The 20,723-nt window shown below is 53.7% G+C and carries 18 protein-coding genes and 1 riboswitch; of the genes, 10 read left to right on the top strand and 8 right to left on the bottom strand.

Features of this window, described 5'->3' with window-relative positions:
- Positions 1 to 259: 259 nt before the first annotated feature.
- A complete protein-coding gene (gene orn, locus H0248_RS06625) occupies positions 260 to 802 on the bottom strand; it encodes an oligoribonuclease (protein WP_010283124.1) in 543 nt (180 codons plus the stop codon).
- Positions 803 to 985: 183 nt separating this feature from the next.
- Here orn and rsgA point away from each other — a divergent pair, with 183 nt between their 5' ends.
- The 3 genes from rsgA to mscM all read left to right on the top strand — a co-directional run bounded on the left by rsgA (position 986) and on the right by mscM (position 6,588).
- Positions 986 to 2,035 carry a small ribosomal subunit biogenesis GTPase RsgA gene (gene rsgA, locus H0248_RS06620; RefSeq protein WP_180785234.1) on the top strand — a complete coding sequence of 350 codons (1,050 nt, stop codon included), beginning with the start codon at positions 986 to 988 and terminating at the stop codon, positions 2,033 to 2,035.
- Positions 2,036 to 2,179: 144 nt separating this feature from the next.
- The gene (gene asd / locus H0248_RS06615) at positions 2,180 to 3,208 is read left to right on the top strand and encodes an archaetidylserine decarboxylase (protein ID WP_180785233.1); all 1,029 of its coding nucleotides are present in this window, start codon (positions 2,180 to 2,182) and stop codon (positions 3,206 to 3,208) included.
- 56 nt (positions 3,209 to 3,264) lie between these two features.
- Entirely contained in the window at positions 3,265 to 6,588 is a 3,324-nt protein-coding gene (mscM, locus tag H0248_RS06610) for a miniconductance mechanosensitive channel MscM (RefSeq protein WP_180785232.1), read from the top strand.
- 51 nt (positions 6,589 to 6,639) lie between these two features.
- Here the strand turns inward: mscM and epmA are convergent, their stop codons facing one another.
- Positions 6,640 to 7,617 carry an elongation factor P--(R)-beta-lysine ligase gene (gene epmA, locus H0248_RS06605; RefSeq protein ID WP_039498020.1) on the bottom strand — a complete coding sequence of 326 codons (978 nt, stop codon included), beginning with the start codon at positions 7,615 to 7,617 and terminating at the stop codon, positions 6,640 to 6,642.
- A gap of 475 nt (positions 7,618 to 8,092) precedes the next feature.
- Between epmA and frdA the strand changes: the two genes are divergently transcribed.
- The 5 genes from frdA to blc all read left to right on the top strand — a co-directional run bounded on the left by frdA (position 8,093) and on the right by blc (position 12,107).
- Positions 8,093 to 9,889, top strand: a complete 1,797-nt coding sequence (gene frdA / locus H0248_RS06600; RefSeq protein WP_180785231.1) for a fumarate reductase (quinol) flavoprotein subunit — start codon at positions 8,093 to 8,095, stop codon at positions 9,887 to 9,889.
- Positions 9,882 to 10,619 (top strand): succinate dehydrogenase/fumarate reductase iron-sulfur subunit, encoded by a 738-nt coding sequence (locus H0248_RS06595; protein WP_010283136.1) that lies wholly within the window; start codon positions 9,882 to 9,884, stop codon positions 10,617 to 10,619. Before frdA ends, H0248_RS06595 begins: the two co-directional genes overlap by 8 nt.
- Positions 10,620 to 10,632: 13 nt before the next feature.
- The gene (gene frdC, locus H0248_RS06590) at positions 10,633 to 11,028 is read left to right on the top strand and encodes a fumarate reductase subunit FrdC (protein ID WP_010295522.1); all 396 of its coding nucleotides are present in this window, start codon (positions 10,633 to 10,635) and stop codon (positions 11,026 to 11,028) included.
- A 14-nt stretch (positions 11,029 to 11,042) separates the two neighbouring features.
- Positions 11,043 to 11,399, top strand: coding sequence for a fumarate reductase subunit FrdD (gene frdD, locus H0248_RS06585; protein ID WP_005972985.1), 357 nt, complete (start codon positions 11,043 to 11,045; stop codon positions 11,397 to 11,399).
- Between the two features lie 123 nt (positions 11,400 to 11,522).
- Entirely contained in the window at positions 11,523 to 12,107 is a 585-nt protein-coding gene (gene blc / locus H0248_RS06580) for an outer membrane lipoprotein Blc (protein ID WP_219609016.1), read from the top strand.
- 39 nt (positions 12,108 to 12,146) lie between these two features.
- Here the strand turns inward: blc and H0248_RS06575 are convergent, their stop codons facing one another.
- The 3 genes from H0248_RS06575 to efp form a co-directional block, all read right to left on the bottom strand.
- On the bottom strand, positions 12,147 to 12,500 hold the full coding sequence (locus tag H0248_RS06575; RefSeq protein ID WP_005972979.1) for a DMT family protein: 354 nt from the start codon (positions 12,498 to 12,500) through the stop codon (positions 12,147 to 12,149).
- Positions 12,501 to 12,614: 114 nt separating this feature from the next.
- Positions 12,615 to 12,746 carry an entericidin A/B family lipoprotein gene (locus tag H0248_RS06570; protein ID WP_180785230.1) on the bottom strand — a complete coding sequence of 44 codons (132 nt, stop codon included), beginning with the start codon at positions 12,744 to 12,746 and terminating at the stop codon, positions 12,615 to 12,617.
- A 182-nt stretch (positions 12,747 to 12,928) separates the two neighbouring features.
- Positions 12,929 to 13,495, bottom strand: coding sequence for an elongation factor P (efp, locus tag H0248_RS06565; RefSeq protein WP_014916784.1), 567 nt, complete (start codon positions 13,493 to 13,495; stop codon positions 12,929 to 12,931).
- A gap of 41 nt (positions 13,496 to 13,536) precedes the next feature.
- Here efp and epmB point away from each other — a divergent pair, with 41 nt between their 5' ends.
- The gene (epmB, locus tag H0248_RS06560) at positions 13,537 to 14,589 is read left to right on the top strand and encodes an EF-P beta-lysylation protein EpmB (protein ID WP_180785229.1); all 1,053 of its coding nucleotides are present in this window, start codon (positions 13,537 to 13,539) and stop codon (positions 14,587 to 14,589) included.
- A gap of 59 nt (positions 14,590 to 14,648) precedes the next feature.
- Here epmB and H0248_RS06555 read toward each other — a convergent pair whose 3' ends face one another.
- Complete coding sequence (locus H0248_RS06555; protein WP_180785228.1) at positions 14,649 to 14,996, bottom strand: DUF4156 domain-containing protein; 348 nt, start codon at positions 14,994 to 14,996, stop codon at positions 14,649 to 14,651.
- 43 nt (positions 14,997 to 15,039) lie between these two features.
- The gene (gene pgi, locus H0248_RS06550; protein ID WP_180785227.1) at positions 15,040 to 16,689 is read right to left on the bottom strand and encodes a glucose-6-phosphate isomerase; all 1,650 of its coding nucleotides are present in this window, start codon (positions 16,687 to 16,689) and stop codon (positions 15,040 to 15,042) included.
- 168 nt (positions 16,690 to 16,857) lie between these two features.
- Positions 16,858 to 17,051, top strand: a riboswitch (Lysine riboswitch).
- Positions 17,052 to 17,167: 116 nt separating this feature from the next.
- On the opposite strand from pgi, the gene lysC reads away from it, so the two are divergent.
- Entirely contained in the window at positions 17,168 to 18,544 is a 1,377-nt protein-coding gene (lysC, locus tag H0248_RS06545) for a lysine-sensitive aspartokinase 3 (protein WP_180785226.1), read from the top strand.
- A gap of 426 nt (positions 18,545 to 18,970) precedes the next feature.
- Here the strand turns inward: lysC and H0248_RS06540 are convergent, their stop codons facing one another.
- Positions 18,971 to 20,617 carry a Na/Pi cotransporter family protein gene (locus H0248_RS06540; protein ID WP_180785225.1) on the bottom strand — a complete coding sequence of 549 codons (1,647 nt, stop codon included), beginning with the start codon at positions 20,615 to 20,617 and terminating at the stop codon, positions 18,971 to 18,973.
- Between the last annotated feature and the right edge of the window lie 106 nt (positions 20,618 to 20,723).

Genomic DNA, 20,723 nt, shown 5'->3' with positions numbered 1-20,723 from the left:
CTCTACCAACTGAGCTATTCCCGCCCGGGAAATCTTCATACGATGTTGAAGTTCTTTAATTGAAATTCTTCATCGGTATGGGGTGCGCATTATACGAGAAATCCGTTTAACCGCAAGCCCCCCAAAATGAAAAATTATCTGACTGCTGATAAAAAAAACAATATGTTGATAAAATAGACATGCGCCGACAAAACAGGCGTTGTGGCGTACATAGCAGCAGATCGCGGCACATCACGCCCTAGCCGTTTTGCTTCAACGGCTACAGCCGCAGAAAGTTCTCACGGTAATAGGCCAATTCCGCTAGTGATTCGCGAATGTCGTCCATCGCCTGATGCGTGCCTTGCTTCTTAAAGCCCGTCAGGATTTCTGGCTTCCAGCGTCGCGCCAGTTCTTTGAGCGTGCTGACATCCAGATAGCGGTAGTGGAAGTAGGCTTCCAGCTCTGGCATATAGCGGAACAAGAAGCGGCGATCCTGGCCGATGCTGTTGCCACAGATCGGCGATTTACCCGCCGGTACCCATTTTTGTAGAAACGCCAGCGTTTCCAACTCGGCAGCGCGTTCATCCGTCGTGCTGGCTTTGACGCGATCCGTCAGGCCGCTGGCACCGTGCGTACGCACATTCCAGTCATCCATCAGCGCCAGTTGGCTGTCTGACTGGTGCACCGCCATGACCGGCCCTTCAGCCAACACGTTCAAATTTGCATCCGTCACCAGCGTTGCGATCTCAATGATGCGATCGTGATCCGGGTTCAGACCCGTCATCTCGAGATCGATCCAGATCAGGTTATTTTCATCTACCATCGTGGGAATTCCTGTTGCATTGTGCCCTGTCGTCGATACAAGGATACCAGTAACCATCTCAATGCTGATACCGACAAGGTGGTATCAGTTAATTAAAATCAAATAGGGTGTATTATAGTCCGTTCAAACGCGGCGGGCGATAACGCACTGCCGCGAACGATAAATCGTCTTAAGTGAGGCTCAGTGAGCAAAAAGAAACTGTCGAAAGGTCAGCAGCGTCGGGTTAGCGCAAACCACCAGCGTCGCCTGAAAAAAACGGAAAGCAAAGTCGAATGGGAAGATAGCCAATTGGGCGATGCGCAGGAAGGCATTATCATCAGCCGATTCGGTATGCACGCCGATGTGGAAGCCGCCGATGGCGTGGTGCACCGCTGCAACATTCGTCGGACCCTTTCATCGCTGGTTACCGGCGACCGCGTCGTCTGGCGCCCCGGCCATGAATCACTCGCAGGCATCAGCGGGATCGTGGAAGCCGTTCACCCCCGCCATTCCGTTCTGACCCGTCCCGACTATTACGATGGCATTAAACCGATCGCCGCCAATATCGATCAGATCGTGATCGTTTCGGCGATCTTGCCTGAGCTGTCGCTGAACATTATCGATCGCTATCTGGTCGCCTGCGAAACGCTGGAGAGCGACCCGCTGATCGTGCTAAACAAAATTGACCTGCTGGATGACAAATCCCGCCAGTTTGTTGATAAACAAATGGATATCTACCGCGCCCTCGACTATCGCGTGTTGATGGTTTCCAGCCATACCCAACAGGGTATCCCTGAGCTGGAGCAAGCCCTCACCGACCGTATCAGTATTTTCGCCGGACAGTCAGGTGTCGGGAAATCCAGCCTGCTTAACGCGCTGCTCGCACTGGACGAAGAGCGGATTCTGGTGAATGAGGTGTCTGATAACTCAGGATTGGGGCAACACACCACCACTGCCTCCCGACTTTACCACTTCCCGCACGGCGGTGATGTGATCGACTCACCGGGCGTGCGCGAATTTGGTCTGTGGCACCTAGAGCCTGAACAGGTGACGAGTGGTTTCATTGAGTTACGTAAATACATCGGTTCCTGTAAGTTCCGCGACTGTAAACATGAAAACGATCCAGGCTGCGCGATCAATGCTGCACTTGCGCGTGGAGAGATTGCCACAGAGCGTTTTGATAACTATCACCGGATTCTGGAAAGCATGGCGCAAGTAAAAACGCGTAAAGGCTTTTCGGATACAGATAACTGACATTTATCATGACCATCGTTACAATGCGCCCCCTTTGAGGATAAGTGAATTCGCTTATTCTCTCTCTGGGCTATCGCTGACAGCGTCACGTGTGTTCCCCAGACAGCTTGTTTTATGGCGCACTATTAATCCAAGAGGCTCACAGTGCTGGATAATATCAAAATCAAATTACAGTATTGGCTTCCCAAGATCTGGCTGACCCGCTTAGCGGGCTGGGGAGCAAATAAGCGAGCAGGAAAACTCACCAAGCTGGTGATCGATCTGTTTGTCCGCCAATACAACGTCAACATGCAGGAAGCGCAACAGCCGGATACCGCCTCATACCGCACGTTTAACGAATTTTTCGTTCGCCCTCTTCGTCTTGGCATTCGTCCTGTCGATCCCCATGCGCACCGTCTGGTGCAGCCCGCTGACGGCGTGCTGTCGCAGTTTGGCCCCATTACCGACGGCAAGCTGATTCAGGCGAAGAACCACAACTACACGTTGGAAGCATTGCTGGCTGGCAACTATGTGATGGCCGATCTGTTCCGCGACGGTCTGTTTGCCACCATTTATCTTTCGCCGCGTGATTATCACCGCCTCCACATGCCGTGCGACGGCGTGCTGCGCGAGATGATTTATGTGCCAGGTGACTTGTTCTCCGTCAATCTGCTGACGGCCGATAACGTGCCGAATCTGTTTGCACGTAACGAACGCGTCATTTGCCTGTTTGATACTGAATTCGGCCCATTGGCACAAATTCTGGTAGGCGCGACCATTGTCGGCAGCATCGAAACCGTATGGTCAGGCGTGGTGACGCCACCGCGTGAAGGCATCATCAAGCGTTGGACTTACCCGCAGGCGGGTGAAGAAGATGCCGTCGTACTTGCAAAAGGCGAAGAAATGGGTCGCTTCAAGCTGGGCTCAACCGTAATTAACCTGTTTGCCGCAGGCAATAATCTCCAGTTTGCTGCTCACCTGAATACCATGAGCGTGACGCGTATGGGCGAGCCGTTTGCCGAAGTCCGTCAGGATGAGCAAGCGCCTGTTGTCTTCCCGGAGGGCACTGAGCTAAAAACTAACGACGCCGCACTGTCGCCTGCCGCGGTAGCCTCTGAGCCTGCTCAGGTTGAGGGACAACATCCTGCGGTTGATACATCCGGCCAGACGGGCCACAAACCCGACGCGCCGTAAATAACAGCCGACTTTAGTCGCTTGTAACAGTGTTGTTTGTAATAAAGGTAGCTAACGTGCGTCTGATTCTGACTTTTCTTTTGGGATGTTTATTATCAACTGCCACGTTGGCTGCCACGGCGCCCAATGAGGCGCAGTTACGCCAGCAACTACAGCAGGCGGAAGCCAACAAAGGTGCAGCCGATCAGGCGAAAATCGTTGAAGAATATCAGGCTGCACTGAACACTCTGCAGGATCGCAAAGCGTCACTGGAGCGCGCCACACAGTATCAGCGCGTGATTGATGATTTCCCCAAACTGGTTCAGGATCTGCGTCGCCAGCTTAATGCCGAAGACGGCAAACCGTCGTCTATTTCAGACAGTCTTTCCAGCAACGATCTTGAACAGCAGTTACTGCAAACCAGTAGCCAACTGCTGGAACAGGCGCGTCAGCTCCAACAGGAACAGGATCGGCTGCGTGAAATCAGCGATTCAATGAGCCAGCTTCCGCAGCAGCAAACTGAAGCCAGCCGCATGCAAAGCGATGCGGAACGCCGTATTCAGTCTCTCGGTACGCCTGCTACCCCGCTGGGGCAAGCGCAGCTCGTCGCACTTCAGGCCGAATCCGCCCTGCGCAAAAGCCGAGTAGACGAACTGGAGCTGGCACAGCTTTCCGCCAGCAATCGTCAGGAGCTATCTCGGCTGCGTGTCGAACTGTATAAAAAGCGCCACGACAGGCTGGATCTGCTGCAACAGGATTTACGCAGCAGACTCAACAATATGCGCCAGCGCGAAGCCGAACAGGCATTAGAACGCACAGAGCTGCTCGCGGAACAAAGTGGCGATTTACCCAGCGTCATCAGCAAGCAGCTACAGGTTAACCGCGAGCTCTCCGTCGCGCTGAACCAGCAAGCGCAGCGGATGGACCTCATTGCTTCTCAGCAGCGTCAGGCTGCCACGCACACCATCCAAGTTCGTCAGGCGCTGAGCACCATCCGCGAACAGGCACAGTGGCTCGGCGTTTCACCGATATTGGGTGAAACGTTACGGGCACAGATCGCCCGCCTACCGGAAATGCCCAAGCCTCAGTTGTTGGATAGCGATATGGCGCAACTGCGCGTGCAGCGGCTGCACTTTGAAGAGCTAATTAACAAACCGCAAGATCTGGATAATGCCAAACAGGACAACGGCGATCCGCTGACCAGCGCACAACAGCGTATCCTGACCGATCAGATGCGAACCCAGCGCGACCTGCTGACTTCGCTGATCTCCGGCTGTGATTCACAGATACTCGAACTGACCAAACTCAAAGTCGCCAATAACCAACTGGCGGATGCGCTCACCGAAACACGGGAAGCAGCCCATCGCGACCTGTTCTGGGTGGCAGATGTTGACCCTGTGACGTTCGCCTATCCGCTCAAACTGGTACAGGATCTGACGCGCCTGCTGTCATTAGACACACTAACGCAACTGGGTAGCGCGCTGGTGATGATGGTGACCAGTCAGGAAACCGTGCTGCCGCTGCTGGGCGCACTGCTGCTGGTTGGCTTTAGTATCAGCTCGCGTCGTCACTATCATGCGTTTATGGAACGTGCCAGCAGCCGCGTCGGCAAGGTCACGCTCGATCACTTTATGCTGACGCTGCGTACCGTGTTCTGGTCTATCCTTACCGCCCTGCCGCTGCCGGTGCTCTGGGCCGCGCTGGGATACGGGCTGCAAAACGCCTGGCCTTATCCGATTGCCGTCGCTATCGGCGACAGCGTGACTGCCACCGTGCCGTTGATGTGGCTGGTGATGATCAGTGCCTCATTCTCGCATCCACAGGGGCTGTTCATTGTCCACTTCCGCTGGTCGCCGGAGCGCGTAGCCAGAGCGATGCGCTACTATCGTCTCTCGATTGCCTTCATCGTGCCGCTGATTATGGCGCTGATTACGTTCGATAAGCTCAACGATCGCGAGTTTTCCAGCACGCTGGGGCGACTCTGCTTCATCCTGCTGTGTATGGCGCTGAGCCTGGTCACGACCGGATTAAAACGCGCGGGCATCCCGCTGTATCTGGATAAAGAAGGTTCGGGGGAAAACTCCGTTAACCGGGCGATGTGGAACATCCTGATCGCCATGCCGCTCGTTGCCGCACTGGCCTCCTGCATCGGCTATCTGGCGACCGCACAAGCGCTGTTAGCCCGTCTGGAAACCTCCGTCTCTATCTGGTTCTTCCTGCTGGTGGTTTACCACATTATTCGCCGTTGGATGTTAATTCAGCGCCGCCGCATCGCCTTCGACCGCGCCAAACAGCGACGTTCGGAAATTCTGGCGCAGCGTGCCAAAGGTGAAGAAGACACGCCGTCTGCGTTGTCCCATGAAAGCAGTTCAGATGCGGTGGAAGAACCCGTTGTCGATCTGGATGCCATCAGCGCCAAGTCCCTGCAGCTTGTACGCTCCATTCTGACGCTGATCGCACTGGTTTCCGTTATCGCGCTGTGGTCTGAAATTCATTCTGCCTTCGCATTCCTGGAAAATATCAGCCTGTGGGATGTCTCCAGCACGGTCAAAGGCGTAGAAAGCGTGCAGGCGATTACGCTGGGATCGGTGCTGATCGCGATTCTGATCTTCATTGTTACCGCGCAGTTGGTACGTAACCTGCCCGCCCTGCTGGAGCTGGCGATCCTACAGCATCTGGATCTGTCGCCGGGCAGCGGCTACGCCATTACCACCATCAGCAAATATATTCTGATGCTGATCGGCTGCCTGATGGGCTTCTCGCTGATCGGGATCGAATGGTCGAAACTGCAATGGCTGGTTGCTGCACTGGGTGTGGGACTCGGATTCGGCTTGCAGGAGATTTTTGCCAACTTTATCTCCGGCCTGATCATCCTGTTTGAGAAACCGATCCGCATCGGCGATACGGTCACGATCCGCGATCTCACGGGTAGCGTCATGCGGATTAACACCCGCGCCACCACTATTTCCGACTGGGATAGAAAAGAGATCATCGTGCCGAACAAGGCATTTATCACCGAGCAATTTATCAACTGGTCGCTGTCGGATTCCGTCACGCGTGTGGTGCTGACGGTGCCTGCTCCGGCGAACGCGAACAGTCAGGAAGTCACGGAACTGCTGATGGATGCGGTGAAGCGCTGTTCGCTGATTCTGGATACGCCAGAGCCCGAGGCCTTCTTGGTTGACCTGCAACAAGGGATTCAGATTTTCGAGCTGCGCGTGTTCGCCGCCGAAATGGGGCACCGTATGCCGCTACGCCACGAACTGCACCAGTTGATTCTGGAAAACTACCGCAAACACAATCTGGAGCTTCCTTTCCCACCGTTCCAGGTGAAAATGGACAATCTGTCGCGCAGTGGAAAAACGCTGACGCCACGGCAGCGGACGCCGGGCAGCTTATAAGAAGGGAAAACGGGCGGCGGCCAGATGTGGCACCGCCCTACTTCAAACGGATTACGCGCGATCGACGGAGAACGCGATCACATCACTCAGCCTCTCGGCATTCAGCGCCAGCATGATCAAGCGATCTACACCTAACGCCACACCGGCACACTCCGGCAGACCGTGTTTCAGCGCCGCCAGCAGGTTTTCATCAATCGGCTGCTGTGGCAAATCCCGTGCAGCACGCTTGCGATTATCCTGCTCGAAACGCTGACGTTGTTCATCGGCATCAGTCAATTCACGGAAACCGTTCGCCAGCTCGATCCCCTTGAAATAGACTTCAAAACGCTCGGCGACACGATGGTCTTCCGAACTGATCTCGGCCAGTGAGGCCTGCGTTGCAGGGAAATGATAGACAAACGCCGGTTTGTCGCGCCCGATATGCGGCTCAACGCCAAAGGTAAACAGCATCTGCACCAGCGAATCACGATCGTCTTCACGGCAGGCGATATCGCCCAGCCCGAGTTTTTCTGCTGCTTCGCGCAGTTGCGCTTTATCAACAGACAGAGGGTCGATCTCCAGATGACGTAAAAATGCCTGCTGATAGGAGAGCATTTCCGCGCTTTCACAATCCAGTACCTGCTGCAACAGGTCATCGACCTCATTCATCAGGCGGTACATATCATAGTGAGGGCGATACCATTCCAGCATAGTGAATTCTGGGTTGTGGTGTCGGCCTGATTCTTCGTTGCGGAAACTGCGACCCAGTTGAAAGATCGGTCCGCTACCGGCAGCCAGCAGACGCTTCATGTGGTATTCCGGGCTGGTCATCAAATACAGCGTCATGCCATCCGCAGCACCGGGACCAACGAAGCGGGTCTGGAACGGGTATAAGAAAATATCCGTTACCGTAGCCTGGCTCATGGCGGGCGTTTCGACCTCCAGTACACCACGATCGGTGAAGAAACGTCGGACAGCAGCAATGATCGACGCTCGTTTCAACAAATTAGCGACAGAAGCACTAGGTTGCCAACTTGTCGTCTCGCTCATGGTTCTTACTCCAAAGTCAAACAGGGGGTGCAGTCTACCCGCATCAGCCCAAATTTCCAGCGGAAAAAAGGCCAGATGCGCTTTTCAGCAATGCATGCTCTCCCCTCCAAGAGGGAGCGGTCAGGATAGCCGCTATAAATTATATCCAGTGGATCATTTTCTTATATCCACCTCAAAAGGGTTATTAAAGAAATAAAAGCATCATTTCCCCCTAAATAAGCCTTTCGATCACGTTTTTATCAATAAATACGCAGCCTGCTGAAAAAACCACAAAATGCGGGATCACATCAAATTTCACCTACCCATAATTCGGTATAATCATTCCCACACAAAAATTATAGGTTTATCTATTCTTTATACCTCTATCACATAATTTTCAGCGGGTTTGATATTAAGCTCGGATATTAAAGACAGAAACGAATAGATATTATTTTTTTATTTTAACTTAATTAACTTAAGTAACTGGAGGAATGCATTGCAAACCTTTAATGCCGATTTGGCCATTATCGGGGCCGGAGGAGCTGGCCTACGAGCGGCAATTGCTGCCGCAGAAGCCAACCCTCAACTGAAAATTGCGCTGATCTCAAAAGTCTACCCAATGCGTAGCCATACCGTGGCGGCAGAAGGTGGGTCAGCAGCAGTAACTCAGGAACACGATAGCTTCGATTATCACTTCAACGACACCGTATCGGGTGGCGACTGGCTGTGTGAACAAGACGTGGTTGAGCACTTCGTCAAGCACTGCCCAGAAGAGATGATTCAACTGGAACAGTGGGGCTGCCCCTGGAGCCGTAAACCGGATGGTTCTGTCAACGTGCGCCGCTTTGGCGGGATGAAGATCGAACGCACCTGGTTTGCCGCCGATAAAACCGGCTTCCACATGCTGCATACCCTGTTCCAAACTTCCCTTAAATATCCGCAAATCCAACGCTTCGACGAGCACTTTGTCCTCGATGTTCTGGTCGATGACGGTCAAGCGCGCGGCCTTGTTGCCATCAATATGATGGAAGGTTCGCTGATTCAGATCCGCGCTAACGCCGTGGTGCTGGCGACAGGCGGCGCAGGTCGCGTGTACCGTTACAACACCAACGGCGGCATCGTCACAGGCGACGGCATGGGCATGGCCTTCCGCCACGGCGTTCCGCTACGTGATATGGAATTCGTTCAATATCATCCGACTGGTTTGCCCGGCTCCGGTATCCTGATGACCGAAGGCTGTCGCGGCGAAGGCGGCATCATGGTCAACAAAGACGGCTACCGTTACCTGCAAGACTACGGCATGGGCCCGGAAACGCCGCTTGGTGAGCCGAAAAACAAATACATGGAGCTGGGGCCGCGCGATAAAGTCTCGCAGGCGTTCTGGCACGAATGGCGCGCAGGCCGCACCGTCTCAACCCCGTTGGGCGATGTGGTTTACCTCGACCTGCGCCACCTCGGCGAGAAGAAGCTTCAGGAACGTCTGCCGTTCATCTGCGAACTGGCAAAAGCCTATGTCGGTGTCGATCCGGTGAAAGAGCCGATTCCTATCCGTCCTACCGCGCACTACACGATGGGCGGCATTGAAACCGATCAGAACTGCGAAACACGCATCAAGGGTCTGTTCGCCGTCGGCGAATGTTCCTCGGTTGGTCTGCACGGTGCGAACCGTCTCGGTTCCAACTCGCTGGCCGAACTGGTGGTCTTCGGTCGCGTTGCGGGTGAGCACGCCGTACAGCGCGCACAGGCGGCAGCACCGGCCAACGGCACGTCGCTGGATGCACAAACGCGCGACATCGAACAGCGCCTGCATGACCTGATGAATCAGGAAGGCACTGAAAGCTGGGCGAAAATCCGCGACGAAATGGGCATGTCGATGGAAGAAGGCTGCGGTATTTACCGCACCACCGAGCTGATGCAGAAAACCGTCGATAAGATGGCAGAGCTGAAAGAACGCTTCAAACGCGTGAAAATCACCGACCGCTCCAGCGTATTCAACACCGACCTGCTGTACACCGTTGAGCTGGGCCATAGCCTGGATGTTGCGGAATGTATGGCGCACTCGGCGATCAACCGTAAAGAGTCCCGCGGCGCCCACCAGCGTCTGGATGACGGTTGCACCGAACGTGATGACGTTAACTTCCTGAAGCATACGCTGGCGTTCTATAACCCAGAAGGCGCACCTCGTCTGGAGTATAGCGATGTGAAGATTACCAAGCTTCCACCGGCCAAACGCGTATACGGTGCAGAAGGTGATACGCAGGAAGGCAGCAAGAAGGAGCAGGCGAATGGCTGAGATGATCAAAACCCTGAAAATGGAAGTCATGCGCTATAACCCTGAACAGGACAGCGAACCGTATTTTGAGACGTTCGATGTTCCGTACAACACGCAGACCTCCCTGCTGGATGCGCTGGGTTATATCAAAGATAACCTGGCACCGGACCTCTCCTACCGCTGGTCCTGCCGTATGGCGATCTGTGGCTCCTGCGGCATGATGGTGAATAACGTCCCTAAACTGGCCTGTAAAACCTTTTTGCGTGAATACACGAACGGTCTGAAGGTCGAAGCGCTGGGCAACTTCCCCATCGAGCGCGATTTAGTGGTCGATATGACCCACTTTATCGAGAGTCTGGAAGCCATCAAGCCGTACATCATCGGCAACGATCGTAAACCTGCTGACGGCCCGAACAAGCAGACTCCGGCGCAAATGGCGAAGTATCACCAGTTCTCCGGCTGTATTAACTGTGGCCTGTGCTATGCGGCATGCCCACAGTTCGGCCTGAACCCTGAGTTCATCGGCCCGGCAGCAATTACGCTGGCACACCGTTATAACCTGGACAACCGCGATCACGGCAAGAAAGAGCGTATGGCGCAGTTGAACGGCAATAACGGCGTCTGGACCTGTACGTTTGTGGGCTACTGCTCAGAAGTGTGTCCGAAGCACGTCGATCCTGCCGCTGCCATCCAGCAAGGCAAAGTCGAAAGCGCGAAAGACTTCATGATCGCCATGCTGAAACCACAATAAGGGAGGGACAATGATGACATCTAAACGTAAAGCGTATGTTCGCGGTATGTCGCCGACCTGGTGGAAAAAGCTGGGGTTCTACCGCTTTTATATGTTGCGTGAAGGGACTGCCGTCCCTGCTGTCTGGTTCAGCATCGTGCTGATGTTTGGCGTTTTCGCGCTGAAAAACGGGCCGGAAGGCTGGGCAAACTTTGTCAGCTTCCTGCAAAACCCGCTAGTGCTGCTGATCAATATCGTTGCTCTGCTCGCTGCTGCGCTGCATACCAAAACCTGGTTTGAACTGGCACCGAAGGCCAGCATCATCGTGATTAAAGATGAAAAAATGGGGCCAGAGCCGATCATTAAAGGGCTGTGGGCTGTCACCGTGGTGGTAACCGTAGCCGTTCTGGCGATCGCCTTACTATTCTGAACAGGAGAAATAATGTGATTAACCCAACGCCAAAACGTTCTGACGAACCGCCTTTCTGGGGCCTATTCGGCGCTGGTGGGATGTGGAGCGCGTTCTTCGCTCCGGTGATCATTCTGCTGGTCGGCGTGATGCTGCCTCTGGGCTTGTTCCCGGACGCGTTAACCTATGAGCGCATCGCTGCGTTCAGCCAGAGCTTTATCGGCCGTGTCTTTTTACTGCTGATGATTGTACTGCCGCTCTGGTGTGGCCTGCACCGTATCCACCACGCGATGCATGACCTGAAAATCCACGTTCCTGCCGGAAAATGGGTGTTCTACGGTCTGGCGGCAATCCTGACCGTGGTTACCGTTATCGGTGTCGTTACGCTGTAGAGGTAACATCTGTAAATTTGTACCTAACGGCCTGCACGAGATCGTCGCAGGCCATATTATTTCCCCGCCTGACTACGTCCATCGTCTACACTGGAACAAAGATGAAAACGATGAGATGTCAATATGATGCCCTTTAACGCTATTCGCTTTAATACCACGTTATTCAAAAGCCTTCTCTTCACAATCAGACGACGTGGGAAAGCCTGCATTGCCGCGCTGATAGCACTCTTTTCTGTCGCCTGTAGCGTGACGCCACCCGATAACGTCACCGTTGTGGAAAATTTTGACGTCAATCGTTACCTCGGCACATGGTATGAGATCGCCCGCCTCGACCACCGTTTTGAACGCAATATGGAACGCGTGACGGCAACCTACAGCCCGCGGGATGACGGCGGAATCAAGGTGATTAATCGTGGCTTTAACATCGAAAAACAGGAATGGAAAGAGAGCATCGGGAAAGCGTATTTCACGGATTCGCCTCAGCGTGGCGCGCTAAAAGTGTCGTTCTTCGGGCCGTTCTATGGCGGCTACAACATTATTGAACTGGACGACGACTACCGCTACGCCCTGATTTGCGGGCCGAACCGCGACTACCTGTGGATTCTCTCACGCACGCCAACGTTGGATGCTGCGACACGCGACAAACTGGTCGCCACAGCCAAACGCTACGGCTTCCCGACAGAAGCGCTTATCTGGGTCAATCAGTAATCTGAGTGTATTAACCACAACAATGGGATAGCCAATCCGTTATCCCATAATCTTATCGCGAAACATAAAGAAAACTGCGCCCAGCAGGCACAGCCCCGCCCAAATATAATCGGTGCGGAACGGTTCTTTTAAAATGAACATGGAAAAAGGGATAAATACGGAAAGGCTGATCACTTCCTGCAATATTTTTAATTGACCGGCAGAAGCGACCTGATAACCAATCCGATTTGCTGGCACCTGTAGAAGGTATTCAAATAATGCGATCCCCCAACTGATCAACGCAGCAATGATCCAAGTTCGGCCACTGAAATAGCGTAAATGCCCATACCAAGCGAACGTCATAAATATATTACTCAACGTCAGCATGCCGACAGTAATGAAAAGAGGCGACATTATTACTTCTCCGAGTGATCCACTTTCACATTATCTCGCCGTGGGGAAGAAAACACCATAAACGGCATTTTCCTCCACTCGGAAAAGTTATTACGACTTATTTCTCACGTTGGGCTATTGGGCGCTGCGCTGAATGGCCTTCCCACCCGCTTCAACATCTTGCCCAACACCGCGGGCGGTATTGCATCCAACCACCGCAGAGAGGATAACCAGAGAAAAAATGGCAACAAAAACTTTCTTCAACATACTCGGTTCCTTCTTTATGAGAGTAGGATGTCAACGGTACGAAAGTGACTACTTTTTAAGCGTAGCCAATTTTAATGCTTGTGGCGGTTTTTTCGGACGAGGAGCAAAACAGAGGGGAGACTTGAATGAGAAAAAATGAATTAAAAAGGCCGCCCTCACAGAAGGCAGCCTTTTCAGATAAATTACTTAACGCGTGAAACGTATTCGCCAGAACGCGTATCAACTCTGACAACTTCGCCGATCTGCACGAACAATGGCACTTTAACGACTGCGCCAGTGCTCAGCGTTGCTGGCTTACCGCCAGTACCGGCAGTGTCGCCTTTCAGGCCTGGATCGGTATCGGTGATTTCAGCTTCGATGAAGTTCGGTGGCTGAACGGCGATAGGACGACCATCCCACAGGGTAACGATACATTCGGCGTTGTCTTGCAGCCATTTTGCCGCATCACCAACGGTCTTCTCTTCAACCTGATGCTGTTCAAACGTCTCAGGGTGCATGAAGTGGTAGAACTCACCGTCGTTGTACAGGTAGTTCATGTTGGTATCAACGACGTCTGCGCCTTCTGCAGAATCGGTAGACTTGAAGGTTTTTTCAACGCGAGAGCCCGTCAACAGGCGGCGCATTTTTACGCGAGCAAAAGCCTGGCCTTTACCCGGCTTAACAAACTCACTGGATTCGACGGCATACGGTTCGCCTTCGAATATGATTTTAAGACCGGAACGGAAATCGTTGCTAGAATAAGTCGCCATAAAGGCCCTCTACAATTTTAATACTGGTACGAAGCCAAAAAATGGCACACATTGTAACCCTAAATATACCTTCCAGAGAAGATTGGTTGCAGCAACTTGCGGACGTAATTACCGATCCTGATGAATTACTGCAACTTTTGGCACTGAGCGATCACGCTAAACTCCGGCAAGGCCGTGATGCACGCAGGCTTTTTGCGCTGCGTGTACCACGCGCCTTCGCGGCACGGATGCAAAAAGGCAATCCTGACGATCCGTTGCTGCTACAGGTATTGACCGCACATGAGGAGTTTATCGCCACCCCAGGTTTCACGCATGACCCGCTTGATGAGCAACACAGCGTCGTGCCGGGGCTACTGCACAAATATCACAACCGCGCCTTGCTGCTGGTTAAAGGCGGCTGTGCGGTAAACTGCCGCTACTGCTTCCGCCGCCATTTCCCCTATCAGGATAATCAGGGCAACAAGGCAAACTGGCGTCAGGCGCTGGATTATATCCGCCAGCATCCAGAACTGGATGAAATTATTTTTTCCGGTGGCGACCCGCTGATGGCTAAAGACCACGAGTTGGACTGGCTGATCACCGAGCTGGAACACATCCCACATCTGAAACGTCTGCGTATTCACAGCCGTTTGCCGGTGGTGATCCCTGCACGTATTACCGATGCGCTGTGCGATCGCCTGTCACGCAGTTCGCTTCAGGTATTGCTGGTGACGCATATTAACCACCCGCAGGAAATTGATCCTGATTTAACACAAAGTATGGCGCGTTTGCGCCGTGCAGGCGTGACCCTGCTCAACCAAAGCGTGCTGCTGCGCGGGGTGAATGACAGTGCAGAGACACTCGCCCAGCTCAGTAATGCGCTATTTGACGCAGGAATTCTGCCTTATTACCTGCACGTGCTGGATAAGGTTCAGGGTGCCGCGCATTTTCTGGTAGATGACAACGAGGCGCGCGTCTTAGTCAAAGCGCTGCTGAAGAAGGTATCCGGCTATCTGGTGCCTCGTCTGGCACGGGAAATCGGTGGGGAAGCCAGCAAAACGCCGCTGGATTTAGGGATGAAGCAGCATCAGGACGACGCTGGGATAGGCGGTTGAGCAATACGTTAGGAAAGCGGTGAGAGCAAAATGCCACTCTCACCGGGTTTTTCTTTAGCTTAAGGACATTTGTAGACGCTGCCGCTCATCTTGCTGTCCAGCGGCGCAAAGCTTGACCAGAAGGTCTCACTCGGACTGGTTGCGCCATAGACCGTATTGCCCCCCATCGCCGCCGCTTTATTACGCAGATCGTTTGCCGCACCGCGCATAGAACTGCCGTCGCTATGGTTTCCCGCCAGCCAGTTAGACTGGCTACCGCTGGCCTGCCCCAACAGCTGACATTCGCTGCCTGGCTTGGTATCCGTGAACGTCACGGCCTGCCCGGCAGTGCTAAGTTGGCTACTGCTACTGCTGCATCCCGCCAGCAATACTGCCGCGGCAAGTCCCAACAAAATACGAACCTGCATGTCTTCCTCCTTGCGATTGAAAAACCAAAGGGCACAGGCCCGATTAGTTACGCCACGCTTTGAAGCGGTTGATCAGTCCGTTGGTAGAACTGTCATGGCTGTCGATCGTACTGTCATTTTCCAGTTCCGGCAGAATACGGTTCGCCAGTTGTTTCCCTAACTCCACGCCCCACTGATCGAATGTGAAGATGTTCAGGATCGCGCCCTGAGTGAAGATTTTGTGCTCATACAGTGCAATCAGCGCGCCCAGGCTGTACGGGGTGATTTCGCGCAGCAGGATAGAGTTGGTCGGGCGATTGCCTTCGAATACTTTAAACGGTGCGACGTGTTCAACTTCTTTTGGACTTTTGCCTGCCGCCGCAAATTCTGCTTCTACCACCTCACGACTCTTACCGAACGCCAGTGCTTCCGTTTGTGCAAAGAAGTTCGACAGCAGTTTGCTGTGATGATCGCTCAATGGGTTATGACTCACCGCCGGCGCAATGAAATCACACGGAACCAGCTTGGTGCCCTGATGGATCAACTGGTAGAACGCATGCTGGCCGTTCGTACCCGGTTCACCCCAGATAATCGGCCCGGTCTGGTAATCCACTGGGTTGCCGTTGCGATCGGCAGATTTCCCGTTGGATTCCATATTTCCCTGTTGGAAATAGGCGGCAAAACGGTGCATGTATTGGTCATACGGCAGAATCGCTTCAGTTTCAGCACCGAAGAAATTGTTGTACCAAATGCCGATCAGCGCCAACAGCACTGGCAGGTTTTTCTCCGCTGGCGTGGAAGCAAAGTGCTTGTCCATCGCGTGCGCACCGCTGAGCAGTTTCTCAAAGTTATCAAAGCCCAGAGAGAGAATGATCGACAGCCCAATCGCCGACCACAGAGAGTAGCGCCCGCCAACCCAGTCCCAGAATTCGAACATGTTGTCGGTATCGATACCAAATTCGCCGACGGCTTTCGCGTTGGTGGACAGCGCAGCAAAGTGCTTGGCAACGTGTTTCTCGTCCTGCGCCGTTTTCAGGAACCAGTCGCGAGCGCTGTGCGCGTTGGTCATGGTTTCCTGCGTGGTGAAGGTTTTCGACGCGACGAGGAACAGCGTGGTTTCTGGGTTCAGCGGCTTCAACGTTTCAGCGATGTGCGTGCCGTCAACGTTGGAGACAAAATGCATGTTGAGGTGATTTTTATAAGGCTTCAGCGCTTCCGTTACCATGAACGGGCCGAGATCGGAGCCGCCGATACCGATGTTAACCACGTCGGTAATGGTTTTGCCGGTATAGCCTTTCCACTCACCGCCAATCACGCGTTCGCTGAAATCTTTCATCTTCGCCAGCACTGCGTTGACTTCCGGCATTACATCTTTGCCATCTACCAGAATCGGCGTGTTGCTGCGGTTACGCAGGGCAACGTGCAGAACGGCGCGGTCTTCCGTGCGGTTGATTTTCTCGCCGGCAAACATGGACTGAATCGCCGCAGACAGGTCGGTTTCCCGTGCCAGCGCGTGCAGTTTTTCCATCGTTTCTGCCGTGATGCGGTTTTTGGAGTAATCCACCAGCATCTGATCGTCGAACGTCGCGGAAAAATGGGCAAAACGATCGCTATCTTGTGCAAAAAGCTCGCTGATTTGCACGTCTTTCATCGCGTTAAAATGGTGTTGTAATGCCTGCCACGCGGCAGTTTGGCTTGGATTAATATTTTTCATAATGCGACTTTCTCTCTAAGCATGAGTTCAAAGTGACTGAATCGATTGTATCCCTTAAAATCCAGATTGAGATCCCTTTTCTTGCTAAAAGCGGTTCATGCCGTTTTGTTTATTGACAGAAACCGCATAACCCGTTATTTGTAACACTGTACTTGCACACTCGGTGTGTAAGCCAGAAGAGGCGCATCGCCCAGGTAAGATATCGGAGGAACCGTAATCCGCTGATGATATCCGAGGGGGAGCGATGCCGAGATACGGTGAAAATACGGCTTTCACCTTATCGACTACAGAGGCTGAATCCTCTGGGTTGTCACCGGATTTGTCCTGATGGACATCCAGCAAGGTGGAGCGCTTCTGGGTGTATCGTAGTCATTTTTTCTACGCCTGCCCCCTACTTTTGCTCTCCCCCTGTGCCAAGGCTGATTAATGGAATGCTGTTTACTGAAAACAGCCTACCCCTGACACGAGGTTTTTTGACATGTCTGCAACTGAAGTCTCCGCAAACGCGAACTCTACCGTTATTGCCAAATTTGGCGGCACCAGCGTGGCGGACTTTGACGCCATGAATCGCAGTGCCGATGTGGTGTTATCCAACCCGAATGTGCGCGTTGTGGTGCTGTCAGCATCGGCGGGAATCACTAACTTACTGGTCGCGCTCGCCGAAGGTCAGGCGTCGGAAACGCGCGCCGAAAATCTGGCGAAAATCCGCCAAATCCAATACGCCATCATTGACAGACTGACCAATCAAAGCGTGATTCGCGACGAGATTGATCGCATGCTGGACAGCGTCACGACCCTGTCTGAAGCGGCGGCGCTCGCGACGTCAAACGCCCTGACCGATGAACTGGTCAGCCACGGCGAACTGATGTCTACCCTGCTGTTTGTCGAGATTCTACGTCAGCGTGATGTCACTGCAGAATGGTTTGATGTGCGCAAAATCATGCGTACAGACGATCACTTTGGCCGTGCTCAGCCAGACGTCGAGGTTTTAGGTGAACTGACTCGCAGCCAGTTGCAACCGCGTCTTGAGCAAGGTTTAGTAATCACTCAGGGCTTTATCGGCAGCGAAGCAAAAGGCCGCACGACCACGTTGGGTCGCGGTGGTAGTGATTATACGGCGGCGCTGCTGGGCGAAGCGCTCAACGTCAGTCGGATTGATATCTGGACCGATGTTCCTGGCATCTACACCACCGATCCACGCGTAGTGCCGACGGCAAAACGCATCGATAAAATCATGTTCGAAGAAGCGGCCGAAATGGCGACATTTGGCGCGAAAGTCCTGCACCCCGCCACGCTGATGCCGGCGGTGCGTAGCGATATCCCTGTGTTCGTCGGCTCAAGCAAAGATCCGGCCGCTGGCGGTACGTTGGTGTGCAATAAAACCGAAAATCCGCCGCTGTTCCGCGCGCTGGCGCTGCGTCGTAAACAAACGCTGCTTAAGTTGTATAGCCTGAACATGCTGCACGCACGCGGTTTTCTGGCCGAAGTATTCAGCATTCTGGCACGCCATAACATCTCCGTTGACCTGATCACGACGTCAGAAGTCAACGTCGCGCTGACGCTCGACACAACCGGCTCCACCTCAACGGGCGACAGCCTGCTCTCCAGCGCCTTGCTGACCGAGCTGTCATCGCTGTGTCGGGTTGAAGTTGAAGAGAATCTGTCGCTGGTCGCGTTGATCGGCAACAATCTGTCTCAGGCCTGTGGCGTCGGGAAAGAAGTGTTTGGCGTACTGGAACCCTTCCGTATTCGCCTGATCTGCTACGGCGCCAGCAGCAACAACCTGTGCTTCCTGGTACCGGGTGATGACGCCGAGCGAGTGGTACAAACACTGCACCGCAGCCTGTTCGAGTAAGTTCGCTCTCTGTTTATTAGTCACCAATACAGAGGCATCGCGGGCTTTGACGTTATCCGGCGTAAAAAATTATGCTGAGGAGATAGCGGGCTTAGGATGAGCCGCATGGACGCGGCGAAAGCTTGCGCCACGCCGGACAAAAACGTCAGAGACGTTTTTGAACAGCACTTGTGCTGGCCCGAAGGGCGAGCTCCATTTATGGGGCGAGTAAGCGTGTCGCAAGCGGTCCGTTAAGCCTGATATCGACGAAGGTACCGCGTCAGCGGCATAATTCCCGCCGAAAAGCCTGGAGCCACGGGGCGAGCGGCGTTTGAGCCGTCCCGTGTCGGGCGCGTGCTATGAAGTAGCAGGAAAATGGCAGCATTATCGCGCACGAAACCACCTCTTAGCCTGCATAAAAATATAACTAAGAGAGCCTCCAAAGGATCACAGCGTCAGCGGTGACTCTTCGCGTTCTTCGTCCCCTTCCTGCTGCACAATCAAGACGTTATACGCTACCGCACAGAACAGGGAATTCAGTCGGTTCATATCCCCGAGTAAGCTCAAATGGAGCGAACTGGTTTCCAGACTCTGTACATTGTGCTGATGTAAGCGATCGACATGCGCATGGGCATAACGGCGGTTCATAATGCGGAAGCGGTGTTTGGCACGGCGCAGGCGTTTCGCGCTGGTGACATCCTCCGACAGGAAAACCGAGAGTCCCAGACGCAGATTCGCCAGCATCTGTTCATGCAGATGGTTCAACTCCTCCAGCCCCTGTGCGGAAAACGCCATGCGTACGCCGGAGGAATGATTGGCAATGTCATCTGCCATGCGTTCGATGATATCCCCTGCCTGCTCCAGATTCAGCGCCACTTCGATCACCTCAGCCCAGCGTCGGGAATCTCGCTCATCCAAGCCGTCTTTCTGAATCTGCGCCAAATAGAGCTTAATCGCGGTGTAAAGGATATCGACATCATCATCGAGTCGACGAATCTCCCGCCGCTGCATATGGTCGCCCTGCAAGACTTCACGGTACAAACGCAGCATTTGCTCCAGCACATCGCCAATACGCAGCGTTTCCCGCGCAGCGTTGGCCAGCGCGAGCGCCGGCGTATCCAGCGAGCTGGTGTCCAGATGGCGCGGTTTCATCTGGAGATCGACTTGCGGCGAATCAGCAATCATCACGCAGGACAGTCGCGCCACCACGCCGGTAAGCGGGATCAGTAGCAGACAGCGAATCAGGTTGTAGAACAGATGGAAATAGATCACCAGTTCTTCGGCACCCAGCGGAATACGTGTCAGCCAGCGCGAAAGCGGCTCGACCAGCGGCAACACGACCAAACAGCCTATCAGCTTGAACAGCATGCTGCCGAGCGCCACGCGTCGGCCTGCCGCATTCTGCGTCGAGGTGCTCATCATCGTCAGTAACCCGCTGCCCAGATTGGCACCAATGACCAGACACATCGCCACTTCCAGCGAGATCACACCGCTTGCCGTCAAGGTTGCCGTCAGTAGCACCGCTGCCAGACTGGAATAGGTAATCACCGCAAACAGCGCGCCAGCCAGTGCATCCAGCATGACGTCACCCGTTAACGAGGAAAACAGCACCTTGACACCCGACGTTTGCGTGATCGGGGCTGCTGCTACGACAATCATTTCCAGCGCCAGCAAAATCAGCCCGAGCCCAATCGCCACGCGACCAACCTGTCCCACCCGCGTCTGCTTACGGCTGAGGAAAAATATCACGCCCAGAAAAATCAGCAGCGGAGAAAGCCAGGACAGATCGAACGTCAGAATTCGCACCATCAGTGCCGTACCGACATCCGCCCCGAGAATAATCACTAGCGCAGGCGTTAATGCCACCAGCCCCTGTGAGACAAAAGAGGTCGTCAGCAACGCGGTCGCATTGCTGCTCTGCACCAGCGCGGTTACGCCAATGCCGGCCATAAAAGCCAACGGTTTTTTCTCAACGCTATCGCTGAGAACCCGCCGTAACTGGGTGCCATAAACTCGCATGATACCAGTGCGAACAATATGAGTGCCCCACACCAGTAACGCAATCGCAGAAAGGAGATTCAGCAGTGTTAACAAAAAGTCCGCGCCTCCAGCTAAACGTGTGTTGATGAAATAGAAGGTGTTGATGACGTAATGAATGACCATCTTACCAGATGTTGGCGGACCTTACTGCGAGACAGCC

The sequence above is a fragment of the Pectobacterium brasiliense genome (assembly GCF_013449685.1).
In the GTDB taxonomy this organism is placed as follows: Bacteria; Pseudomonadota; Gammaproteobacteria; order Enterobacterales; family Enterobacteriaceae; genus Pectobacterium; species Pectobacterium brasiliense_A.
This window is presented reverse-complemented; position numbering and strand designations above follow the sequence as displayed.